The organism is Streptomyces lydicus (genome assembly GCF_001729485.1).
GTDB lineage: Bacteria > Actinomycetota > Actinomycetes > Streptomycetales > Streptomycetaceae > Streptomyces > Streptomyces lydicus_D.
On record NZ_CP017157.1, the window covers coordinates 2,978,774 to 2,997,510 of the forward strand.

The following is an 18,737-nucleotide window of genomic DNA, read 5'->3' on the forward strand; positions in this document are numbered from 1 at the left end:
TAAAGGCCGGTGGGGGCGAGCGTCACTAACGACGCTCGCCCCCACCGGCCTTCACCATTCCCACCCACGGGAGGGGACGGACCGCAGGACGAAGTCCGGAGGGCCGGCACCGCACCCGACAACAACCCGGCCCGCCGCAGGCGCAACGGCGAGACGAAGCACGGCGGGACGGAAAACAACGTGGGAAGCTCAGCCCCGACTCACCGCATAGTGCTGCAGGAAGAGTGCTTCCGCCAGTGACAGTCGTTCCAGTTCCTGCGGGGAGACGCTCTCGTTGACCGCGTGGATCTGGGCCTCCGGCTCGCTCAGGCCGATCAGGAGGATCTCCGCGTCCGGGTAGAGCCCGGCCAGGGTGTTGCAGAGGGGGATGGAGCCGCCCATACCGGACGTCTGCATCTCTTCGCCGTCGTACGCCTCCCGCAGTGCCGACGCCATCGACGTGTACGCCGGGCTGCTGGTGTCCGCGCGGAACGGCTGGCCCTGCCCGACCTGCTCCACGGCGACCCGCGCGCCCCACGGGGCCGCGTTCTCCATGTGTGCGGCCAGCAGCTCCGTCGCCGCCGCCGCATCGGTGCCCGGCGGCACCCGCAGGCTCACCAGTGCCCGCGCGCCCGCCTGCACTGACGGGGTGGCGCCGACCACCGGCGGGCAGTCGATGCCCAGCACCGTGACGGCCGGTCGTGCCCAGATCCGGTCGGCGATCGAACCGCTGCCGATCAGCTCGACCCCGTCCAGCACCTTGGCGTCCTTGCGGAAGTCCTCCTCGGGGTACGCGAGGCCCGCCCAGGAGGCGTCCGAGCTGAGCCCGTTCACCGTCGTCGAGCCGTCCTCGGCGCGCAACGAGTCCAGGATCCGGATCAGCGCCGCCAGCGCGTCCGGGGCCGCGCCGCCGAACTGGCCGGAGTGCAGATTGCCCTCAAGGGTGTCGACCTGGACCCGGACGAGCGTCATTCCGCGCAGCGTCGCGGTCACCGTCGGCAGCCCGACCCGGAAGTTACCGGCGTCCCCGATGACGATGGCATCGGCGGCCAGCAGCTCCGGGTGCGCCTCGGCGTAGCGCTCCAGGCCGCCGGTGCCCTGCTCCTCCGAACCCTCCACGATCACCTTGACGTTGACCGGCACCCCGCCGTGCTCCTTCAGCGCGCGCAGCGCCGTCAGATGCATGATCACGCCGCCCTTGCAGTCCGCGGCGCCGCGGCCGTACCAGCGGCCGTCGCGCTCGGTCAGCTCGAACGGCGGGGAGACCCAGGCGGCCTCGTCCAGCGGCGGCTGCACGTCGTAGTGCGCGTACAGCAGAACCGTCGGGGCGCCGGCCGGACCCGGCAGGAAGCCGTAGACGGAGCGGGTGCCGTCCGGGGTGTCCAGCAGCGCCACGTCCTGGAAACCGTCCGCGCGAAGGGCCTCGGCGATCCAGTCGGCGGCTGCCTCGCACTCGCTCTTGGGGAACTGGTCCGGGTCGGCCACCGACTTGAAAGCCACCAGCTCGGCCAGCTCGGTCCTGGCGCGGGGCTGAAGCGCGGCGACGGTATCGGCGAGCGGGCTGTCAGACATGGAACGCTCCTTGTGGGCGCGGCGTTGTGCAGTACGGGACCGTCCGGGCCTCGTGAGCCGGACGGGCCGGACGTACGGGCATGAGTGCCCCCGATCTTCCCACAGGCGGTTCGCGGAACAGCGGCCCGTAGGATGCGGGCGGTACGCGCAGCCAGCCATCGAACGGGAGCAGAAGCACAGGTGAGCAGCGAGCGGGCAGCGGAGGACAAGCAGCAGGTGTGGGACGTCGTGGTGGTGGGCGCGGGACCTGCGGGTGCCTCGGCCGCGCATGCCGCGGCCTGTACGGGACGCCGGGTCCTGCTCCTGGAGAAGGCGGAACTGCCCCGGTACAAAACCTGTGGCGGCGGCATCATCGGCCCCTCGCGGGACGCGCTGCCGCCCGGCTTCGACCTGCCGCTGCGCGACCGGGTGCATGCCGTGACGTTCTCGCTGAACGGCCGGCTGACCCGCACCCGACGCTCCAGGAACATGCTCTTCGGCCTGATCAACCGCCCGGAGTTCGACGCCCGGCTGGTCGAGTCGGCCAAGGACGCGGGCGCCACGGTCCGTACGGGCGTCACGGTCTCGCGGGTCGAACAGCACGGCGCCGAGGTGCCGGACCGGCGCACCGTCGCGGTGGTGCTGGGTGACGGTGAGGTGGTGCTGGCGCGCGCCGTGGTCGGCGCGGACGGCAGCGCGGGCCGGATAGGAGCACACGTCGGCGTCAAGCTCGACCAGGTCGATCTGGGGCTGGAGGCGGAGATCCCGGTGCCGGAGCCGGTCGCCGAGGACTGGGCGGGCCGGGTGCTCATCGACTGGGGGCCGCTCCCCGGCAGCTACGGCTGGGTCTTCCCCAAGGGCGACACGCTGACCGTCGGTGTGATCTCCGCACGCGGCGAGGGCGCGGCGACCAAGCGCTACTTGGAGGACTTCATCGGCCGGCTGGGCCTGGCCGGCTTCGAACCGAGCATTTCCTCCGGTCACCTGACGCGCTGCCGCGCCGACGACTCGCCGCTCTCCCGTGGCCGGGTGCTGGTGTGCGGTGACGCGGCCGGGCTGCTGGAGCCGTGGACGCGGGAGGGCATCTCCTTCGCGCTGCGGTCCGGGCGGCTCGCCGGCGAGTGGGCGGTGCGGGTGTCCGAGGCCCATGACGCCGTGGACGCGCGCCGTCAGGCCCTCAACTACGCCTTCGCCATCAAGGCGGGCCTCGGCGTGGAGATGGGCGTCGGCCGCCGCATGCTCAAGGTCTTCTCCCGCCGTCCCGGCATGTTGCACGCGGCCATCACCGGCTTCCGCCCGGCCTGGCACGCCTTCGCCAAGATCACCCGAGGCACGACCACGCTCGCCGAGATGGTCCGCACGAACGGCGTCGCGCGCCGGGCGCTGGAGGCCATGGACCGGGCGTGAGACCCCGACACCGAGGGGACGGCCGGGCGGCCGAGCGGCTGTCTGGTCGTGTGGCCGGGCGGGCTGGGTGGGCCGGGAGGCCGGGAGCACGGTGGGGGCTACTGGGGCTGCTGGCCCGGTCGGTGGTTTGCGGTACCGACGGGGCGCCCGGGCTCGGCCGTATGTGGCCCCGTCCCGCCGGGTGCGTGGGCTTGTCGGGACATGTGCCCCGTCGTCGGTTCATGGCATCCCCCGCCGGGGCGTGGAAGCCCGCCGGTGCGGGGCGGTCGCCGGGGGAACAGCTGTCGGCCGGGCCGCGGGAGCCCATCCGGGAGTCCATGCGGGAGCCCATCCGGGAGTCCATGCGGGAGCCCATCGAGGTACGGGCCCGCAGGTGCGTGGGAGCCCGCAGGCGCGGGGTGGCCCGCAGGCGTGTGGGGGTCCGCAGGTGGGTCAGGGGGGCGTAGGTGCCAGAGGGGCCGCAGAGGTGTGGCGGTCCGGTTGGAGTGTGGGGGGCCGTCAGGCGCCCGTCAGGTGCCCGCGGCAGCCCCGAGCGCCGGCCCGCCGGGGTGCGCCCGGCCCGCCGGGGTGCGAGGGGTGTCAGGACTCGGCGATGCGGAAGACGGGGTGGCGGGGGGCCGCGGCGAGGAGTTCGTCGTCGGTGGAGGCGGCGGTGATCTCGCCGAAGTACGACTTGACCTCCCAGCCCCAGCGTTCGAGGTAGGCCCGCAGCAGTGCGGGGGTCTCCGCCGGCGGCAGTTCGACGGCGGTGAAGGGGCGGGTGCGGCGGCCGACGCGGAGTTCGCCGCCGCCCGCGGCGCGCAGGTTGCGTACCCATTCGGAGTTGCCGCGGGCCGAGACGAGGTAGCGGCCGTCCTGGAACGTCATGGGGTTGACCGGGACGCGTCGCCACTCACCGCTCTTCCGGCCGCGGACCGAGAGGTCGGCGGAGCCGGCGAGGCTGATGCCGCGGCGGGCGAGCCAGCCGATGAGGCCGTTGAGGCGGGCGGCGAACCGACTGGGCTTGAGGTACTGGGACATGGGTGGGCTCCTGGGTATTGAGGTTCGGGCGTTGAGGTTGGGGTGTTGGGGTGCGGTGCGCAGGGGGCGGTGCACGCGTGGGCGTGCGGGGCTCGTAAGGGGGATCGGTGTTCCATTTCGAGAGCACTGCTCTCGCTTGAGAACAGTGTGCACGCGGACGGTGCATCAAAGCAAGAGCGGTGCTCTCGTTTTTGTGCGGTGCTCCGAAAGCTGGCACACTGCTCACCATGACTGCGATCCGAGGTGCCAGGGAACGGGCCCGTGGCGAGATCACCGAAGCCATCAAGGCCGAGGCCCGCCGGCAACTGGCCGAGGAGGGCGCCGCCAAGCTCTCCCTACGGGCGGTCGCCCGCGCACTCGGCATGGCCTCCTCGGCCCTCTACCGCTACTTCCCGAGCCGCGACGACCTGCTCACCGCGCTGATCGTCGACGCCTACAACGCGCTCGGCGAGGCCGCCGAAAGTGCCCTCGACTCCCTCCGTGGGCCCGACGCCGAGCGTCCCGCAGCCCGTTGGCTCGCCCTCTGCCACGGCGTACGCGAGTGGGCGCTGGTCCATCCGCACGAGTACGCCCTGATCTACGGCTCGCCCGTCCCCGGCTACCGTGCGCCCAGCACCACCACGGGGCCCGCCGCCCGGGTCGGTCTCGCGCTGATCGGCGTCGTCCGCGACGCGCATGTCGCCGGCACCCTGAAGGAGCCCGCGGAACCGCTGCCCGACCCGGTGGTGGCCGATGCGCTGGCCCTCGGTGCCGAACTGGGGGTGGAGCTGCCTGCCGCCGTGCTGGCGCGGCTCATCGGGGCCTGGGCACAGCTCTTCGGGCTGCTCAGCTTCGAGCTCTTCGGCCAGTTCAACCGGGTGGTCGAGGCCCGCGCCGACTTCTTCGAGCAGGCCGTCCTCGAACTCGCCCGCAGCGTCGGCCTGCGCACCCCGCGGTGACCCGGCTGCACCCTGTTGCTCCCACCGGCCGGCCCGTGCCGATCCCACCGCACCGAATGCCCCAACGGACCGAATGCCTCAACGGACCGAATGCCTCAACGGACCGGATGCCTCAACCGATCGGATGCCTCAGCCGATCGAATGCCCCAACCGATCGAATGACCCAGCTGACCGACTGAGCCGACCGAACCGATTGACCCACCGGACCGATCCCCGGACCGATCCCCGAGCCGACCGAACCGATCCCCAGGCCAACCCCTGAGGGCCCCAGGTGCCCCAGGTCCCCCGGGTGCCGTACTCCTGGGGGAGTACGGCCGGTCACTGTGTCCGGCTGACGCCGCCGCGCCGTGGCCCGGTCTAGCGTGACGGCATGGAGAACGTACGGCCGCCGTGGGCGCGGCGCTGCCTCGGCCCGGCGTGGGAGCGGTGGCTGTCGGTCCCGCCGGACAGGCCCCGCGGCGGGCCCGGAACCCGCCTGCCCTGGCTCTCGACGCTGGCCGTGACGGTCTTCGTGACCGTCGGCTCCGGTTTCACCGGGCACAACCAGGAGCCCGGCCGCGTCCCGCTGGACTCCGTCGGCCGTGCGCTGCTCGTCCTCGGCGGGCTCCAGCTGCTCTTCCGCCACCGCTACCCGCGCACCGTCGCCCTCGGCACCGCCGCGACGACCACCGCCTACCTCCTGGCCGGCTACCCGTACGGGCCGGTCTTCCTCACCCTCGCGCTGGGCGCCTTCGCGGCGATCGTCGCGGGACACCGCAGGGTGGCCTGGTGCGCGCTGGGCGGCGTCTGGGCCGTCCACCTGCTCGCCGCCCACTGGCTCTACCGGTGGCTGCCGCCGCCGCACGACGGGCCCGCCCCGTGGAACCAGGAAATCGTCATCACGGTCTGGGTGGTGGCGGTGGTGGCACTCTCCGAGCTGGTACGGGTGCGCCGGGAGCAGCTGGCGAAGGCGCGGGCCGAGCGGGCCGCCGCGGAACGCCGCCGGGCCGACGAGGAGCGGCTGCGGATCGCCCGCGAACTGCACGACGTCCTCGCGCACAGCATCTCCGTCATCAACGTCCAGGCGGGCGTGGGCCTGGCGCTGCTCGACAGCGATCCCGAGCAGGCACGCACCGCGCTGACCACGATCAAGGCCGCGAGCAAGGAAGCGCTTGGCGAGGTCCGTCAGGTGCTCGCCACCCTGCGCGCGCCGGGCGACGCCCCGCGGTCCCCGGCGCCCGGCCTGGACCGGCTGCCCGAACTCGTGGAGCAGGCCCGGAGCGCCGGTCTCGCGGTGGACGTCACCACCGAGGGCACCCCCGCACCCCTCCCGCCCGGCACCGACCTCGCCGCCTTCCGCATCGTCCAGGAGGCGCTCACCAACATCGTCCGGCACTCCGGTTCGCGCACCGCCCGGGTCTTGCTGCGGCACACCCCCGCGGCCCTGGAGATCCGGGTCGACGACGACGGCCCGGTGACCACCGGCGCGGACGGCACGGCCGGCGGGGGCAACGGCCTGGCCGGCATGCGGGAGCGGGCCGCGGCGCTCGGCGGCACGGTGCAGGCCGGCCCCCGCGCGGACGGCGGGTTCCGCGTCCGGGCCGGTATCCCGCTGGCCCCGGCACCAGCGGGCGCGGAGAGCCGGGTGGGTACCGAGGACCGGGCGGGCCGGGCGGGCCGAGCCGGTGCGGGCGGGCAGGTGGGGCCGGACGCAGGAGCGGACGCGGCCGAACCGGCGGCCGAGCCGGCGGCGTCGGAGTCGGCGTCGGCGTCGGAGTCGGAGTCGGAGTCGACGGTGGAAGCCGGGGCGGGGCGGTCGAAGCGGACCACGGAGGGCCGGGGCGGTGGTGGCCTGGGCGCGGATACCGTGAGCCAGGGCGCCGGCCCCGAGGAGGACGAGGAGGAGTCGTGATCCGGGTACTGCTGGCGGACGATCAGCTGCTGGTCCGGGCCGGGTTCAAGGCGCTGCTCGACGCCCAGCCCGACATCGAGGTGGTCGCCGAGGCCGCGGACGGCCGACAGACGCTGGCCGCGGTCCGCGAACACCGCCCGGACGTCGTCCTGATGGACATCCGCATGCCGGTCCTGGACGGCCTGGCCGCCACCCGCCGGGTCACCGAGGACCCCGAGCTGTCCGAGGTGAAGGTCGTCATGCTGACCACCTTCGAGCTGGACGAGTACGTCTTCGAGGCGATCCGTTCCGGTGCCTCCGGCTTCCTGGTCAAGGACACCGAACCGGAGGAACTCCTGCGGGCCGTGCGCGCGGTGGTGGCCGGTGACGCACTGCTCTCGCCGGGCGTCACCCGACGTCTGATCGCGGAGTTCGCGGCCCGCTCCAAGGAGCCTGCCGCGGCCGGCGCCCTGGCCGGACTGACCGAACGCGAACGCGAGGTGATGGCGCTGGTCGGTATCGGCCTCTCCAACGAGGAGATCGCCCGCCGCCTGGTCGTCAGCCCGCTCACCGCCAAGACTCACGTCAGCCGCACCATGGTCAAGCTCGGCGCCCGCGACCGCGCCCAACTCGTCGTGCTGGCCTACGAGTCGGGGCTCGTACGGCCGGGATGGTTGGGCTGACCGCGGGGCGGTGAAGGCCGGACCGTATGGGGGGCGGACCGTATGCGCGGGTGAGCGGACCGTACGCGGGGGTGGGGCAACTTGCTCGTCAGCGGGAGGAGGCGGCCGGGCCGTCAGCGGGGACCGGCCGGGCGGCGTACGGATGGCTGGGTGGGGCGAGCCGTCAGACGCCGGCGCGTTCCCGCCACAGCTCCGGGAGTTCACGGTCGCCGGTGATCGTCAGGGCGTCCCACGGGCGGCGGTTCCACAGGGCGAGGTAGAGCTCCTCGGCCGGCCCCTCGATCGTGCAGTCGACGGGCTTGCCCTGCTCCGGGGCGCCGGCCTCGGAGCCGGCGTCCGCCGGGGTGCGCACCGTCCGCGGCGGGGCCTCGGAGAGCTGGACGGTCCAGTCCGCGCCCGGGGTGTCGGTCGCGCGCAGCCGGAGCGACCGGGGCACGTCCGTGCGGATCTGGCTGCGGTCGCGGCCGTGAAAGCCCGTCAGGAGTTCGTCGATGCCGTCCGCGGCGAAGGAGGTGGGGAGGGGAGTGAGCGACGCACCGGCCGCCTGCTGGGCGTCGACGCGGTGCACGGACGTCTCATGGGCCTGGCGGCGGGCCCAGAACGCCAGCGGGGACGGCGCGGGCAGGAACGTCCAGGCGGCGAGATCCCGCGGGGCGGAGTGCAGCGTGAGGACGAGGTGGTGATGGCCCTCGCGCAGCCAGCCGATGAGTTCCTCGTCGGACAGGTCGGGTGCCTCCGCGGGGCGGCCCGGCTGCTGCACCCCTTGGGCCACGATCTCCGTCGCCCAGCGGTGAACCTGCCCGATGTGGGTGACCAGATCCCGCATCTGCCACTCGGGGCACGCCGGGACGGAGGCGTCCAGCCCCGCCTCCTCGGCGGCGTCGGCGAGCAGGCCGCCGTCCAGTCGCAGCGTTTCGACGAACTCAGTGATCTCCATGCCACGAGTGTGCCAGCCGCCACTGACAGTCGACCGCGGCGGGGAGGCGCCGGTACGGGCAGGACCGGAGCGCCGGGCCGGGTATGCGCCGCTGCGTCACACCCACCCCGTAGGTCCTGCCCACCCCCTACGTCCTACCCGTCCCGTACGCCATGCCCGTCCCGTACGCCGTGCCCATCCCGTACGTCACGCTTGCCCGTTGCTTCGTGCTCACCGTCGCGTCACGCAGATCCGGTACGTCACGCACACCTGCTACGTCACGCCCGCCCGGTGCGGTGGGCTCCGCGCGTCGCGCAGGCGATGGCGGCCGCGGCCGCGGCGAGCAGGGCGACCGTCGTCAGCGCGACGGGCAGGCTCCAGACCTCGGCCAGGAACCCGATGGCGGGCGGGCCGAGCAGCATGCCCCCGTAGCCGACCGTCGAGGCGACGGCGACGCCGTCCGCGCCGCCGCTCTCGCCGGCCCGGGCGATGGCGATCGGGAAGATGTTGGCGAGCCCCAGGCCGGCGACGGCGAAGCCGAGGCAGGCCGCCCAGGCGGTGGGGGCGAGTGCGCCGAGCAGCATGCCGGCGGCCGCCGTCGTACCGCCCGCGACCAGCGCGCGGGCCGCTCCGAAGCGCTGCACCACCGCGGTTCCGGACAGCCGCCCCGCGGTCATCGCCAGCGCGAACACCGCGTAGCCGGCGGCGGCCAGGCCGGGCCCGGCGGCCAGGTCCTGGGAGAGGTGCAGTGCGCCCCAGTCGGCCAGCGCCCCCTCGCCGTACGCGGTGCACAGGGCGATCAGCCCGAAGACCAGGACCAGTCGGCGCCCGCGGCCCGCCGGGGCGGCCCGGGGGCCTTCCGGTGCCGTCGGCATCCGCTCGGGGACCGTCGGGGCGGGGTGGGTGTGCAGGGTGCGCCCCGCGACGGCCGTCGCCAGCAGTCCGATCGCGGCGAGCAGCGACAGGTGGACGGTGGGGGAGAGGCGGCCCGCGATCAGCCCGCCGAGCCCCGCGCCGAGCATGCCGCCGAGGCTGAACGCGGCGTGGAAGCTGGGCATCACGGGCCGGCGCAGCGCGGCGATGAGATCGACGGCGGCGCTGTTCATCGCGACGTTGAGGGAGCCGTACGCGGCGCCGAAGACCAGCAGGACCAGCCCCAGCGCGGTCGCGGAGCGGGTGAGCGGCGGCAGCAGGATGCTCAGGGCGAGGGCGGCCGCGGAGGCGGTCGTCGCGGCGTGGCTGCCGAACCGCCGGCAGAGCCGCCCGGTGAGCATCATGAACGCGACCGCGCCCGCCGACACACCGAGCAGCGCGAGCCCCAGGGCGCCCGCGCCGGCGCCGGTCTGCGCCTTGATCGCCGGGATGCGGACGACCCATCCGGCGAACAGGAAGCCGTCCATGGCGAAGAACGCGGTGACGGCGATGCGGAGTCGGGTGAGGTATGGGGGGTTCGGGAGGATTTGGGGGTGTCGATCGTGGGTGACGGAGCGCTGGTCCCGCGTAAGGACCCTCCGTATTTTGTTTAGCGTCGGCACAAAGCCAGAATAGAGGGGTGACCCAGACTCGGACAACCAGGCTGGAGCGGGGCCGTGGCGCCCTCGGACCCGCACTGGAGCTCGTACACACCGGACGCGCACCCACCCGTGCCGTGCTGACCGCCGAACTCGGCGTGACCCGCGCGACCGCGGGCGCGGTGGCGGCCGAGCTCGAAGCGCTCGGCCTGATCACCGTCGACTCCCGGCCCACCGCGTCGGCCGGTTCCCAGGGCCGCCCCTCCCACCGGCTGTCCGTCGCCGGGAACGGGCCGGTCGTACTGGCCGCGCAGATCCACGCCGACGGCTACCGCGCCGCGCTGGTCGGTCTCGGCGGCCGCATCGTGGCGACCGCACCCGGCTGCGGCACCATCCCCGCCGACCCGGCCCACGTCCTCGCCGAGGTCGTCGAGGCCGGCGCCACCCTGCTGCGCGAGACCGGCCGACGCTGCCTGGGTGCCGGCCTCGCGGTGCCGTCCGCGGTCGCGGAGCCGGACGGCGAGGCCCTCAACCCGCTGCACCTCGCCTGGCCCTCGGGAGCCCCCGTACGGGAGCTCTTCCTGAGCGCGCTCGCCGACGCCGGCATCCCCGGCGTCACCGACCAGATCGGTTTCACCGGCAACGATGTCAACCTCATGGCCCTCGCCGAACACCGCCACGGCGCCGGTCGGGGAGCCCGCGACCTGCTCTGCGTGGCCTCCGGTCACCGCGGCGTCGGCGGGGCGCTGGTGCTCGACGGGCGGCTGCACAGCGGCAGTTCGGGCCTGGCCCTGGAGGTCGGCCATCTGACGGTCCACCCCGAGGGCGCGCCCTGCCACTGCGGCAGCCGCGGCTGCCTGGACGTCGAGGCCGACCCGCTGGCCTTCCTCGTCGCGGCCGGCCGCGAGCCGGGCCCCGAGGTCTCGCTGCTCCGGCAGGCCGCCGACCTGCTCCGCGACGAGTACGCCGACCCGGGTGTACGCGCCGCGGCCGATCTGCTGATCGACCGGCTCGGCCTCGGCATCGCCGGACTCGTCAACATCCTCAACCCGGACCGCATCATCCTCGGCGGGCTGCACCGCGCCCTGCTGGAGGCCGACCCGGAGCGGCTGCGCGCGGTGGTCGCCGACCGCAGTCTGTGGGGCCGCAGCGGCGGGGTGCCGATCCTGCCCTGCAGCCTCGACCACAACAGCCTGGTCGGCGCGGCGGAGCTGGCCTGGCAGCCGGTGCTGGACGACCCGCTGGCGGTGGTCGAGCGGTAGGGGCGGGCCGCCCTTGGCGCGCCCGGCCGAGCCCGGGCACGCCTCGGGAGCGCCCTCAGCTCGTCTGCACCGTCGGCGCCGGACGTGCCCAGTCGGCGGCGAAGGCGCGAGCCGGGTTGGTGGTCAGAAACTGTGTCACCAGGGCGGGACCCAGGGCGATTTCCAGCCGCTCGCGGTGGTGACGCAGCAGGAACGGCATACCGGGGCCGCCGTTCACCGACCGGGCGCCGGCCGTGGTGGTGTCGCCGCCGAGCAGGATCCGGTCGCCGAAGCCCGCTTCGGTGAGCGCGGCCAGCGCGTCCGGCAGCCGCCAGTCGGTCGCATGATGGGTCTGCGAGGGGCCGTCGAAGGCCAGATACGCCCCGGCCTCGGCGGCCATCCGGTGCACCACGCCGTCCGGTGAACGGTTGAGATGCCCCAGGATCACCCGGTCCGGTGCGACCCCCAACTCGCCGCAGAGCAGGTCGAGTACGGCCGGTGCGCCGGTGCCCAGCTCCAGATGCACGCCGATGGCGGCCCCGGTGGCGTGCTGGGCCTCGGCGGCGGCCGCCATCGTGTACCGGGCGTGCCGGTCCAGACCGTGGAAGCCCCCGGCCACCTTGATCATTCCGGCCCGCACGCCGGTCCTGCCGATGCCCTCGGTGAGCTCGCCGACGAACACCCCGGCGAGATCGGCCCGGACCCGTTCCAGCACCTCGGGTGCGTAGTGCACCGCCTGGTGCAGCCCGGTGGCGGCCACGATCCGCACCCCCGACTCCCGTGCCAGCCGCGGGAGTTCGGCGGCCCGGCGGCCCATGCCGTACGGCGTCCACTGGATCACGGACGCGCCGCCCGCCGAACGGAACGCGGCCAGTTCCGCGGCCGCCGCCGCGACATCGTCGAGTTCCTGGCCCGCCAGCCGGGGGCTGCGCAGGAAGAGGTGGTCGTGCGCGTCACAGACACCGAGGTCCGCGGGGTCGAGGTCGCCGAGGACGGTACGGACGGCCGGCCCCGTGGGCCGTTCCGCGGCGGAGGTGCTCACCACTGGGAACCCGCCCCCAGCCGGTCGAGGCCCGGCGCGGACAGGTGCAGCACCTGATAGCGGTCACCGGCGCCCTCCGGGACGGCGTCCGCCCAGAGGGTGAAGTGCACCAGCTCCCAGCGGCGGGGATCGAGGGCCAGAGAGGTGGCGAAGACGCCTTCCGTGGCGGCCAGTTCCTGGTGGCGTGCCACCGCGTCCGCGACGACGGTGGCCGGATCCGCTCCCTCGGGGAGGGCCTCCGTACGCCGCGAGAAGGCCCCCGGGGGCGGCCGGCGGCGGGCCCGGGCCGGTGGAAGAGCCCCTGCCAGTGCCGCACGGCCGGCCGCCCGAAGTCGCGGATCACGCCCCGGAATCCGTCGCCGAGGAGGAAGCGGCTCATGGCCGCGGGGTCGGCCCAGAGATAGAACGGCGCGTACTCATTGACCGGCGAGCCGTCGGTCCCGCGCTCGCGGACCCCGTACGCCTTGAGGCCGAGGCCCGCGAAGTCGTCGAGGAGGTGGCCCCGGGACTTCACACGGTGCCGGATGATCTCCATGTCGTAGTCGGCGGGGAGGGTGATCGCGTACTGCATGGCGTGCACGGCGGAACTCCGTAACGGGTGCGGGGGAGGGGCGGGGGCGGCGCCGACGCCGTGGCGGGCGCCGGAGCCGGGGTCACTCGTCGCCCGGGTACTCGTGGGGGCCGACCGGCTCGGCCCACTCCGTCGTGGTGCCGTCGGCGGCGGCTTCGACGGTCGCCAGGTGGGTCATGAAACTGTCCGGCCCGGCGCCGTGCCAGTGCCGCTCGCCCGGCGCGATCCAGACGGTGTCCCCGGGACGGATCGGCTCGACCGGACCACCCGCGCGCTGCACGAGACCGGCGCCCTCGGTGACGTGCAGGACCTGGCCGTGCGGATGGGTGTGCCAGGCGGTGCGGGCGCCGGGCGCGAAGTGGACGCGGAAGATCCGCAGACGGGAGGGGGCCGGCGGGACGGCGATCTCGTGGAGCCGGACCGTGCCGGTGAAGTGCTCGGCCGGCCCCGGCCGGCCGGCGGGCAGCTCGCGAGTGATCTCCATGACGAGGAACTCCTTTGTGGCCGGCCCGGCCCCTGGGTAGGCGCGGCCGCTCGGCTGTGACACGAACGGCGCGAACGGTTTTCGCGCCGGGCGACCTCAGTCCCGGTCGCCGGTGGCCCCGACGGACGTGACCTGCGCGGCGAGCAGCGCCAGTACGCCCTGGACGGCGGCATCGAACGGTGCCGGGTCATCAGCGGCCCGGGCCAGCACATAACCGCCCTGGACGACGGCGGCGACGGTGGCCGCGGTCGCCACCGGATCCAGCGCCGCGGCCAGCTCACCGCGCCGCTGCCCCTCGGCGAGGACGTCGGCGATCCGGCCCCGGAGCCAGTCGAACATCTGGTCCAGCGGAGTGCGCAGTTCGGGGTTCTGCACCACGTCGCGGTCCTGCGTCATCCGGCCGATCGGGCAGCCGCGCAGCACCGTCCGCTCGCGCGTCAGATAGGCCGCGACGCGGTCGTACGCCGTGCCGGGGCCGCCCAGGCACTCCTCGGCGGTCTGCTGCATCGTCTGTGCGGTGCGCCGGAGCGCCGCCAGGGCGAGGGCGGACTTCCCGGAGAAGTGGTGGTACATGCTGCCCTGGCCGACGCCCGCACGCTCCAGGATCGCCTTGGGGCTGGTGCCTACGTAGCCCCGCTCCCACAGCAGCTCCTGGGTGCTGCGCACCAACCGTTCCTGGGTCCCGAGCCGTTCTTCAGTGCTCATGATGGCACTGTACATACTGGTAGTTACAAAGTTCAAGGTACACAGCTCGAGATGCACAGCCCCGGGCCGTCGGGCCCGCGGCGAGCCCGGCGGGTGACCCGGCCTTCCGCTCCCGCCGGAGCAGTGGCGTTCTCCCGCCTACTCCTTGCGGGGTACGGACGAAGCCGCTGGCCGTACGACGACTGGCGGCCGCCGGTGGACCAGGCTCGGAAGGGACAGCACGGAGCTGATCCGACCCCCCGAGGAGCTGATTGCCATGCCCGCACTCGCCGACCCCTGGTCCGGAGGCGGCCCCGGCCCCTGGATCCTGTTCGTACCCGTCCTCTGGGCGCTGGTCGTCCTCGGCGCGGTGACGCTGCTGCGCCGTACCGTGTGGCGCCACGGCGGCCCCGGCCGGCCGTTCCGTGGCCCCCGGTCCACCGCCCGCCTCGACGTCCCCTCGCCGGTCGCCGTCCTCGGGCGGCGCTTCGCCGCCGGCGAGATCGACGAGGAGGAGTACTGGCGCCGGATGTCCGTCCTGGAGGAGCACTTCGGCGGCGCCGGCCCCAAGGGCGGCCCGGTGTGACCGCGCCGCACGGCGCCGAACCCCGGCGGGTCATCTGCGCGCCACCGCACGCGCAGCGGTGCGCCGCGCGGATTCCCTTTCCCCGGTGGCGTGTTGATCACCGGGGAAGCGGGGCCCGGAGGCCGGTCAGCCGACCGTCGCGCCGCCCGCCCGGGTACGGGCGTCGGCCGTCGTGCGGGCGTCGCCGTCCACGGGCAGCGGCTCCCAGTACGTGCGGAGCGCACGCGCCTCCTCGGGGGCCGGGGTCAGGGCCGGAAGGGTGAACCACACGACCTTGCCCCCGCCCTCCGGGCGCATCCCCCAGCTCTCGCTCAGCGCCGCGATCAGCGCCAGCCCGCGCCCGCAGGTCTCCCAGTTGTCCGCGGCCCGGATCCGGGGCAGGCGCGGATCCTCGTCGCGCACGGCGACCGTCAACTGATCGAGGAGCACGGACAGTTCGACTGTGCACTGCTTGCTGGGGCGGGCGTGCCGGTGGACGTTGGCGAGGAGTTCGGTCACCCCGAGCGCGGCGGGATCTATCAAGGCGTCGAGACGCCAGTACCGCAGCTGGGCGGCGATGATTCTGCGCACGTGTCCGATGCGAGCCGGAACGGCTTGGAGCTCCACCGTGCAGTGCCTGCTGGGCTGCCTGATCACGACCGCGACTCCCTGATGAGGCCGGGCGCCCCTCGTACCGGGCAGGGGCGAAGATCGAAGCCAGCGGTGCCCGCTGCATCACAGCGTCACCACTGGTGAACCCTCGGTGATACGAGACCAGGGTCAGTCAGACGCCGCGCTCACGCAACCGCACTCCTCGGCCGGAGCGGGCCCTCAGCCACGTGGCGGACGTGCCGCTTCCAGGGCCTTGAAGAAGAGCTCCGGGGTGCCGAGAGTCAGTGAATAGCGGTTCCCGTTGAGCCTGGCGAGCGCCCGGTCCCGCGCCGCGAACAGCGGCTTGTGGGCCTCCACGGCCTGCAACGGGGCGCTGTCGATCTCCGTACCGTAGCTGGTCAGCAGCGCGAGTCTGCCGTCCCTGATGACCACCTGCCCGGCGCGGGTCAGCGACCGCAGCCATCGTTCGATCCGCACGCCGGTCGCGGTGAATTCGGCCTCCGCCATGGCCGGCACCTCCCCTCCACGAGAAGAGCAGTTCCCCTTACCGCCCCTTGAGGGAAGTTTGCCGCCACAGCGCCCGCCGCACCAGTGGCCCCGAGCGGCGGGGATGCGCGCAACGGCCCTGACCCAGGGCCGCCTTGGGGTCTCTCAAAGTGATGTTTATGCAGGTGAGAAGGGTGCGGAGGGTGGTTATAGTCGGAAGCGGCCCGGCGTTGCGAACGGGCCTCGAAACCTCCTGAGGAGTGCGCCGGTGAGCACCGCACAGCAGCCGCAGAGCCGGCCCGACGAGGTCCCGGGCCGGGCCCCGATGCCGACCGTCGATGTCGACCGCTCGGATCCGGACTACCGAAGCTGGCTCAAAGAAGCCGTACGCAAGGTCCAGGCGGACGCCAACCGCACCGCCGACACCCACCTCCTGCGCTTCCCGCTGCCCGAGCACTGGGGCATCGACCTCTACCTCAAGGACGAGTCGACGCACCCCACCGGCAGCCTCAAGCACCGGCTGGCCCGCTCGCTGTTCCTCTACGGGCTGTGCAACGGCTGGATCAGACCGGGCAAGCCGGTCATCGAGTCCTCCAGTGGCTCCACCGCCGTCTCCGAGGCGTACTTCGCCTCGCTCATCGGCGTGCCGTTCATCGCCGTGATGCCGGCCACCACCAGCCGCGAGAAGACCCGGCTGATCGAGTTCCACGGCGGCCGCTGTCATCTCGTGCAGGACCCACGGACCGTCTACGAGGTCTCCGCGCGGCTCGCCGCCGAGTCCGGTGGGCACTACATGGACCAGTTCACCTACGCCGAACGGGCCACCGACTGGCGCGGCAACAACAACATCGCCGAGTCGATCTACGAGCAGCTGCGACTGGAGCGCTACCCCGAGCCGGCCTGGATCGTGGCGACCGCGGGCACCGGCGGCACCTCCGCGACCATCGCCCGCTACGTCCACTACATGCAGTACGACACCCTGATCTGCGTCCCCGACCCGGAGAACTCCTGCTTCTTCGACGGCTGGCGCACCGGCGACGCCATGACGGACTGTGCCACCGCCTCCCGCATCGAGGGCATCGGGCGGCCCCGGATGGAGCCGAGCTTCGTACCCGGCGCGATCGACCGGATGATGAAGGTCCCGGACGCGGCCAGCGTCGCCGCCGTACGCGCCCTGGAGGCGGCGATCGGCCGCAAGGCGGGCGGGTCGACGGGCACGGGCCTGTGGAGCGCCCTGAAGATCGTCGCGGAGATGGTCGCCGCGGGCCGCACGGGGTCCGTCGTCACGCTCCTCTGCGACCCCGGCGACCGCTACCTCGACAAGTACTACTCCGACGACTGGCTGGCCTCCCAGGGCCTGGACATCGCGCCGTACGCGCGCACCATCGAGGAGTTCCTGGCCACCGGGTCCTGGCCGGCCTGAGCGTGCTGGTGGCACGCGGCCCGGTCACTTGGCCATCCGGTCATCCGGTCGCCCGTGTCAGGTCCTGCCGAGCCGGTGTTCCAGCGTCCGCGCCGACTCCCGGAAGGCGCGTCCCAGGCCCGGCCTGGCGAGCATCAGCGCCCAGCGGAACGCCGCCGGGCCGTCCGCCGCGAACGTCCACCGCAGCCGGGTGCCACCGCTGGCCGGCGTCAGCCGCCAGTCCTCCAACAGAGCCCGCAATCCAGGGGCGTTGGTGGTGTCGACCCGGTAGGCGTACCGCGCGTCCGGCTCGGCGGCCAGCACCGTCTCGGTGAACCGGGTGCCGCCGGTGAGCCGCACCTCCCGGCCCTGCCCGCCGTGCGTCGACGCCGCGCGCGCCACGCCCGTGAACCAGGACGGCCAGCCCGCCACATCGTCCGCCAGTGCCGCGTACACCGCTTTCGGTGACGCGGCCACCTCCGCGGCGAACACCAGCCGCAGCGGGGCGGACTCGACGAATTCCAGCTCGACGGGGCGGAGTCGGCGCGCCATGGACGAGCACCCCCTACGGGACGGTCGACGGGCCGGGGGTCAGGTCCCCGGCGCGCCTCACCATAGCTGACGCCCTGTCAGGTGTCTGCCCCTCGCTCGTGTCCGCCCCTGGCCGCCGGGGCCACCGCTCGCTCAGAGCTCGGTGTCCACCGGCTGCTCGCCCGCCACCACCAGCTCCGGCGGCAGTTCCGCGAACTCCGCCCGCGCACCGGCGGACAGGCCCGCGTCCGTCACCAGCACATCGACCTGATCGAGGGTCGCGAACGAACTCAGCCCGACCGTGCCCCACTTGGTGTGATCGGCGACCACCACCACGCGCCGCGCGGACCGTACGAAGTGCCGGTTGGTCTCGGCCTCCGCCAGATTCGGCGTCGACAGTCCCGCCTCCACCGATATCCCGTGCACCCCGAGGAAGAGCACATCGAAGTGCAGCGACCGGATCGCGGCGTCCGCCACCGGCCCCACGAGCGTGTCCGAGGGCGTGCGCACCCCGCCCGTCAGCACCACCGTCGCGGCACCGGCACGCGGCGCCGTGCCACCACTGGCCGCCGCTCGCTGCGCGGTGTAGAACACATCGGCCACCCGGACCGAATTCGTCACCACCGTCAGGTCCGGGACCTCCAGCAGCTGCTGTGCCAGCGCGAACGCGGTCGTGCCGCCCGCCAGCGCGATGGCGCTGCCCGGAGCGGCCATTTCGGCCGCCGCCTTGGCGATGTCCTCCTTGGCGCTCAGCTCCAGCGACGACTTCGCCTCGAAGCCGGGCTCGTGCGTGCTCGGCTCGCTGACCGGCACCGCGCCGCCGTGCACCTTCTCGACCATGCCCTGACGCGCCAGGGCGTCCAGATCGCGACGGACCGTCATGTCCGACACGCTCAGCTTGCGGGTGAGTTCGTTGACCCGCACCCCGCCGCGCCGCCTGACCTCGTCGAGAATCAGGGCACGCCGCTGCTCCGCAAGCAGGTTCTGGTTGTCGCTCACCCCGGCCCGTCCCTTCCGCCCGGCTCGCCATGTCGGGTCGTACGCGCTGGCTGCCGCCCGCGATCACTGGTTCCCTCATCCTCGCACGAGGTACCGACAGCGACGCCGCTCCGGCCACGAACAGTGCGAAGCATGCCTGGTGGCGGGAGCGCCCAGCCCGGCGAGCCACGGTCCCTGAAGGTGCGGCGCCCGTCAGACCGTGGAGTCCGCGGCTTTCCCGGCTTCCCCCCGCCCCCTCCCCCTCT

17 protein-coding genes and 2 pseudogenes are annotated in these 18,737 nt (G+C 73.6%); 7 read left to right on the forward strand and 12 right to left on the reverse strand.

From position 1 onward, the window contains the following. Nucleotides 1-189: 189 nt before the first annotated feature. A complete protein-coding gene (locus SL103_RS12770) occupies nucleotides 190-1,551 on the reverse strand; it encodes a dipeptidase (RefSeq protein WP_069568970.1) in 1,362 nt (453 codons plus the stop codon). A gap of 180 nt (nucleotides 1,552-1,731) precedes the next feature. On the opposite strand from SL103_RS12770, the gene SL103_RS12775 reads away from it, so the two are divergent. Next, the gene (locus SL103_RS12775) at nucleotides 1,732-2,937 is read left to right on the forward strand and encodes a geranylgeranyl reductase family protein (protein WP_069568971.1); all 1,206 of its coding nucleotides are present in this window, start codon (nucleotides 1,732-1,734) and stop codon (nucleotides 2,935-2,937) included. A 579-nt stretch (nucleotides 2,938-3,516) separates the two neighbouring features. Here the strand turns inward: SL103_RS12775 and SL103_RS12780 are convergent. Further along, nucleotides 3,517-3,957, reverse strand: a complete 441-nt coding sequence (locus tag SL103_RS12780; protein WP_069568972.1) for a nitroreductase family deazaflavin-dependent oxidoreductase — start codon at nucleotides 3,955-3,957, stop codon at nucleotides 3,517-3,519. A 227-nt stretch (nucleotides 3,958-4,184) separates the two neighbouring features. Between SL103_RS12780 and SL103_RS12785 the strand changes: the two genes are divergently transcribed. From SL103_RS12785 to SL103_RS12795, 3 genes and pseudogenes are all read left to right on the forward strand, one after another. Next, complete coding sequence (locus SL103_RS12785) at nucleotides 4,185-4,895, forward strand: TetR/AcrR family transcriptional regulator (RefSeq protein WP_069568973.1); 711 nt, start codon at nucleotides 4,185-4,187, stop codon at nucleotides 4,893-4,895. 370 nt (nucleotides 4,896-5,265) lie between these two features. Further along, nucleotides 5,266-6,492, forward strand: a pseudogene (locus SL103_RS12790) (sensor histidine kinase); the annotation flags it as partial. A gap of 290 nt (nucleotides 6,493-6,782) precedes the next feature. Then, nucleotides 6,783-7,448, forward strand: coding sequence for a response regulator transcription factor (locus tag SL103_RS12795; protein WP_033271646.1), 666 nt, complete (start codon nucleotides 6,783-6,785; stop codon nucleotides 7,446-7,448). A 163-nt stretch (nucleotides 7,449-7,611) separates the two neighbouring features. Here the strand turns inward: SL103_RS12795 and SL103_RS12800 are convergent, their stop codons facing one another. Next, entirely contained in the window at nucleotides 7,612-8,385 is a 774-nt protein-coding gene (locus tag SL103_RS12800) for a maleylpyruvate isomerase family mycothiol-dependent enzyme (RefSeq protein WP_069568974.1), read from the reverse strand. A gap of 257 nt (nucleotides 8,386-8,642) precedes the next feature. Then, a complete protein-coding gene (locus SL103_RS12805) occupies nucleotides 8,643-9,899 on the reverse strand; it encodes an MFS transporter (RefSeq protein ID WP_099055409.1) in 1,257 nt (418 codons plus the stop codon). A 17-nt stretch (nucleotides 9,900-9,916) separates the two neighbouring features. Between SL103_RS12805 and SL103_RS12810 the strand changes: the two genes are divergently transcribed. After that, nucleotides 9,917-11,137 (forward strand): ROK family protein, encoded by a 1,221-nt coding sequence (locus SL103_RS12810; protein WP_069568976.1) that lies wholly within the window; start codon nucleotides 9,917-9,919, stop codon nucleotides 11,135-11,137. Nucleotides 11,138-11,192: 55 nt separating this feature from the next. On the opposite strand, the gene SL103_RS12815 is transcribed toward SL103_RS12810, so the two are convergent. The 4 genes and pseudogenes from SL103_RS12815 to SL103_RS12830 form a co-directional block, all read right to left on the reverse strand. Continuing rightward, nucleotides 11,193-12,158, reverse strand: a complete 966-nt coding sequence (locus SL103_RS12815) for a phosphotriesterase family protein (RefSeq protein ID WP_069568977.1) — start codon at nucleotides 12,156-12,158, stop codon at nucleotides 11,193-11,195. Beyond that, nucleotides 12,155-12,738 (reverse strand): annotated as a pseudogene (locus SL103_RS12820) (DUF4865 family protein). The gene SL103_RS12815 and the pseudogene SL103_RS12820 overlap by 4 nt, the downstream one beginning before the upstream one ends. 73 nt (nucleotides 12,739-12,811) lie before the next feature. Continuing rightward, nucleotides 12,812-13,213: a (R)-mandelonitrile lyase gene (locus tag SL103_RS12825; protein ID WP_069568978.1), complete on the reverse strand. Its 402-nt coding sequence runs from the start codon at nucleotides 13,211-13,213 to the stop codon at nucleotides 12,812-12,814. A gap of 96 nt (nucleotides 13,214-13,309) precedes the next feature. Beyond that, complete coding sequence (locus SL103_RS12830; protein ID WP_069573652.1) at nucleotides 13,310-13,918, reverse strand: TetR/AcrR family transcriptional regulator; 609 nt, start codon at nucleotides 13,916-13,918, stop codon at nucleotides 13,310-13,312. A gap of 256 nt (nucleotides 13,919-14,174) precedes the next feature. Here SL103_RS12830 and SL103_RS12835 point away from each other — a divergent pair, with 256 nt between their 5' ends. Further along, nucleotides 14,175-14,483: an SHOCT domain-containing protein gene (locus SL103_RS12835; RefSeq protein ID WP_069568979.1), complete on the forward strand. Its 309-nt coding sequence runs from the start codon at nucleotides 14,175-14,177 to the stop codon at nucleotides 14,481-14,483. A 126-nt stretch (nucleotides 14,484-14,609) separates the two neighbouring features. Here SL103_RS12835 and SL103_RS12840 read toward each other — a convergent pair whose 3' ends face one another. Together SL103_RS12840 and SL103_RS12845 are read right to left on the reverse strand one after the other, a co-directional pair. Beyond that, nucleotides 14,610-15,119, reverse strand: coding sequence for an ATP-binding protein (locus SL103_RS12840; RefSeq protein WP_069568980.1), 510 nt, complete (start codon nucleotides 15,117-15,119; stop codon nucleotides 14,610-14,612). A gap of 174 nt (nucleotides 15,120-15,293) precedes the next feature. Then, the gene (locus SL103_RS12845) at nucleotides 15,294-15,581 is read right to left on the reverse strand and encodes a hypothetical protein (RefSeq protein ID WP_033271638.1); all 288 of its coding nucleotides are present in this window, start codon (nucleotides 15,579-15,581) and stop codon (nucleotides 15,294-15,296) included. Nucleotides 15,582-15,885: 304 nt separating this feature from the next. On the opposite strand from SL103_RS12845, the gene SL103_RS12850 reads away from it, so the two are divergent. Further along, on the forward strand, nucleotides 15,886-16,983 hold the full coding sequence (locus tag SL103_RS12850) for a PLP-dependent cysteine synthase family protein (protein WP_069573654.1): 1,098 nt from the start codon (nucleotides 15,886-15,888) through the stop codon (nucleotides 16,981-16,983). 57 nt (nucleotides 16,984-17,040) lie between these two features. Here SL103_RS12850 and SL103_RS12855 read toward each other — a convergent pair whose 3' ends face one another. Beyond that, complete coding sequence (locus SL103_RS12855) at nucleotides 17,041-17,514, reverse strand: SRPBCC family protein (RefSeq protein WP_069568981.1); 474 nt, start codon at nucleotides 17,512-17,514, stop codon at nucleotides 17,041-17,043. A 132-nt stretch (nucleotides 17,515-17,646) separates the two neighbouring features. After that, the gene (locus SL103_RS12860; RefSeq protein WP_033271636.1) at nucleotides 17,647-18,492 is read right to left on the reverse strand and encodes a DeoR/GlpR family DNA-binding transcription regulator; all 846 of its coding nucleotides are present in this window, start codon (nucleotides 18,490-18,492) and stop codon (nucleotides 17,647-17,649) included. Nucleotides 18,493-18,737 lie beyond the last annotated feature (245 nt).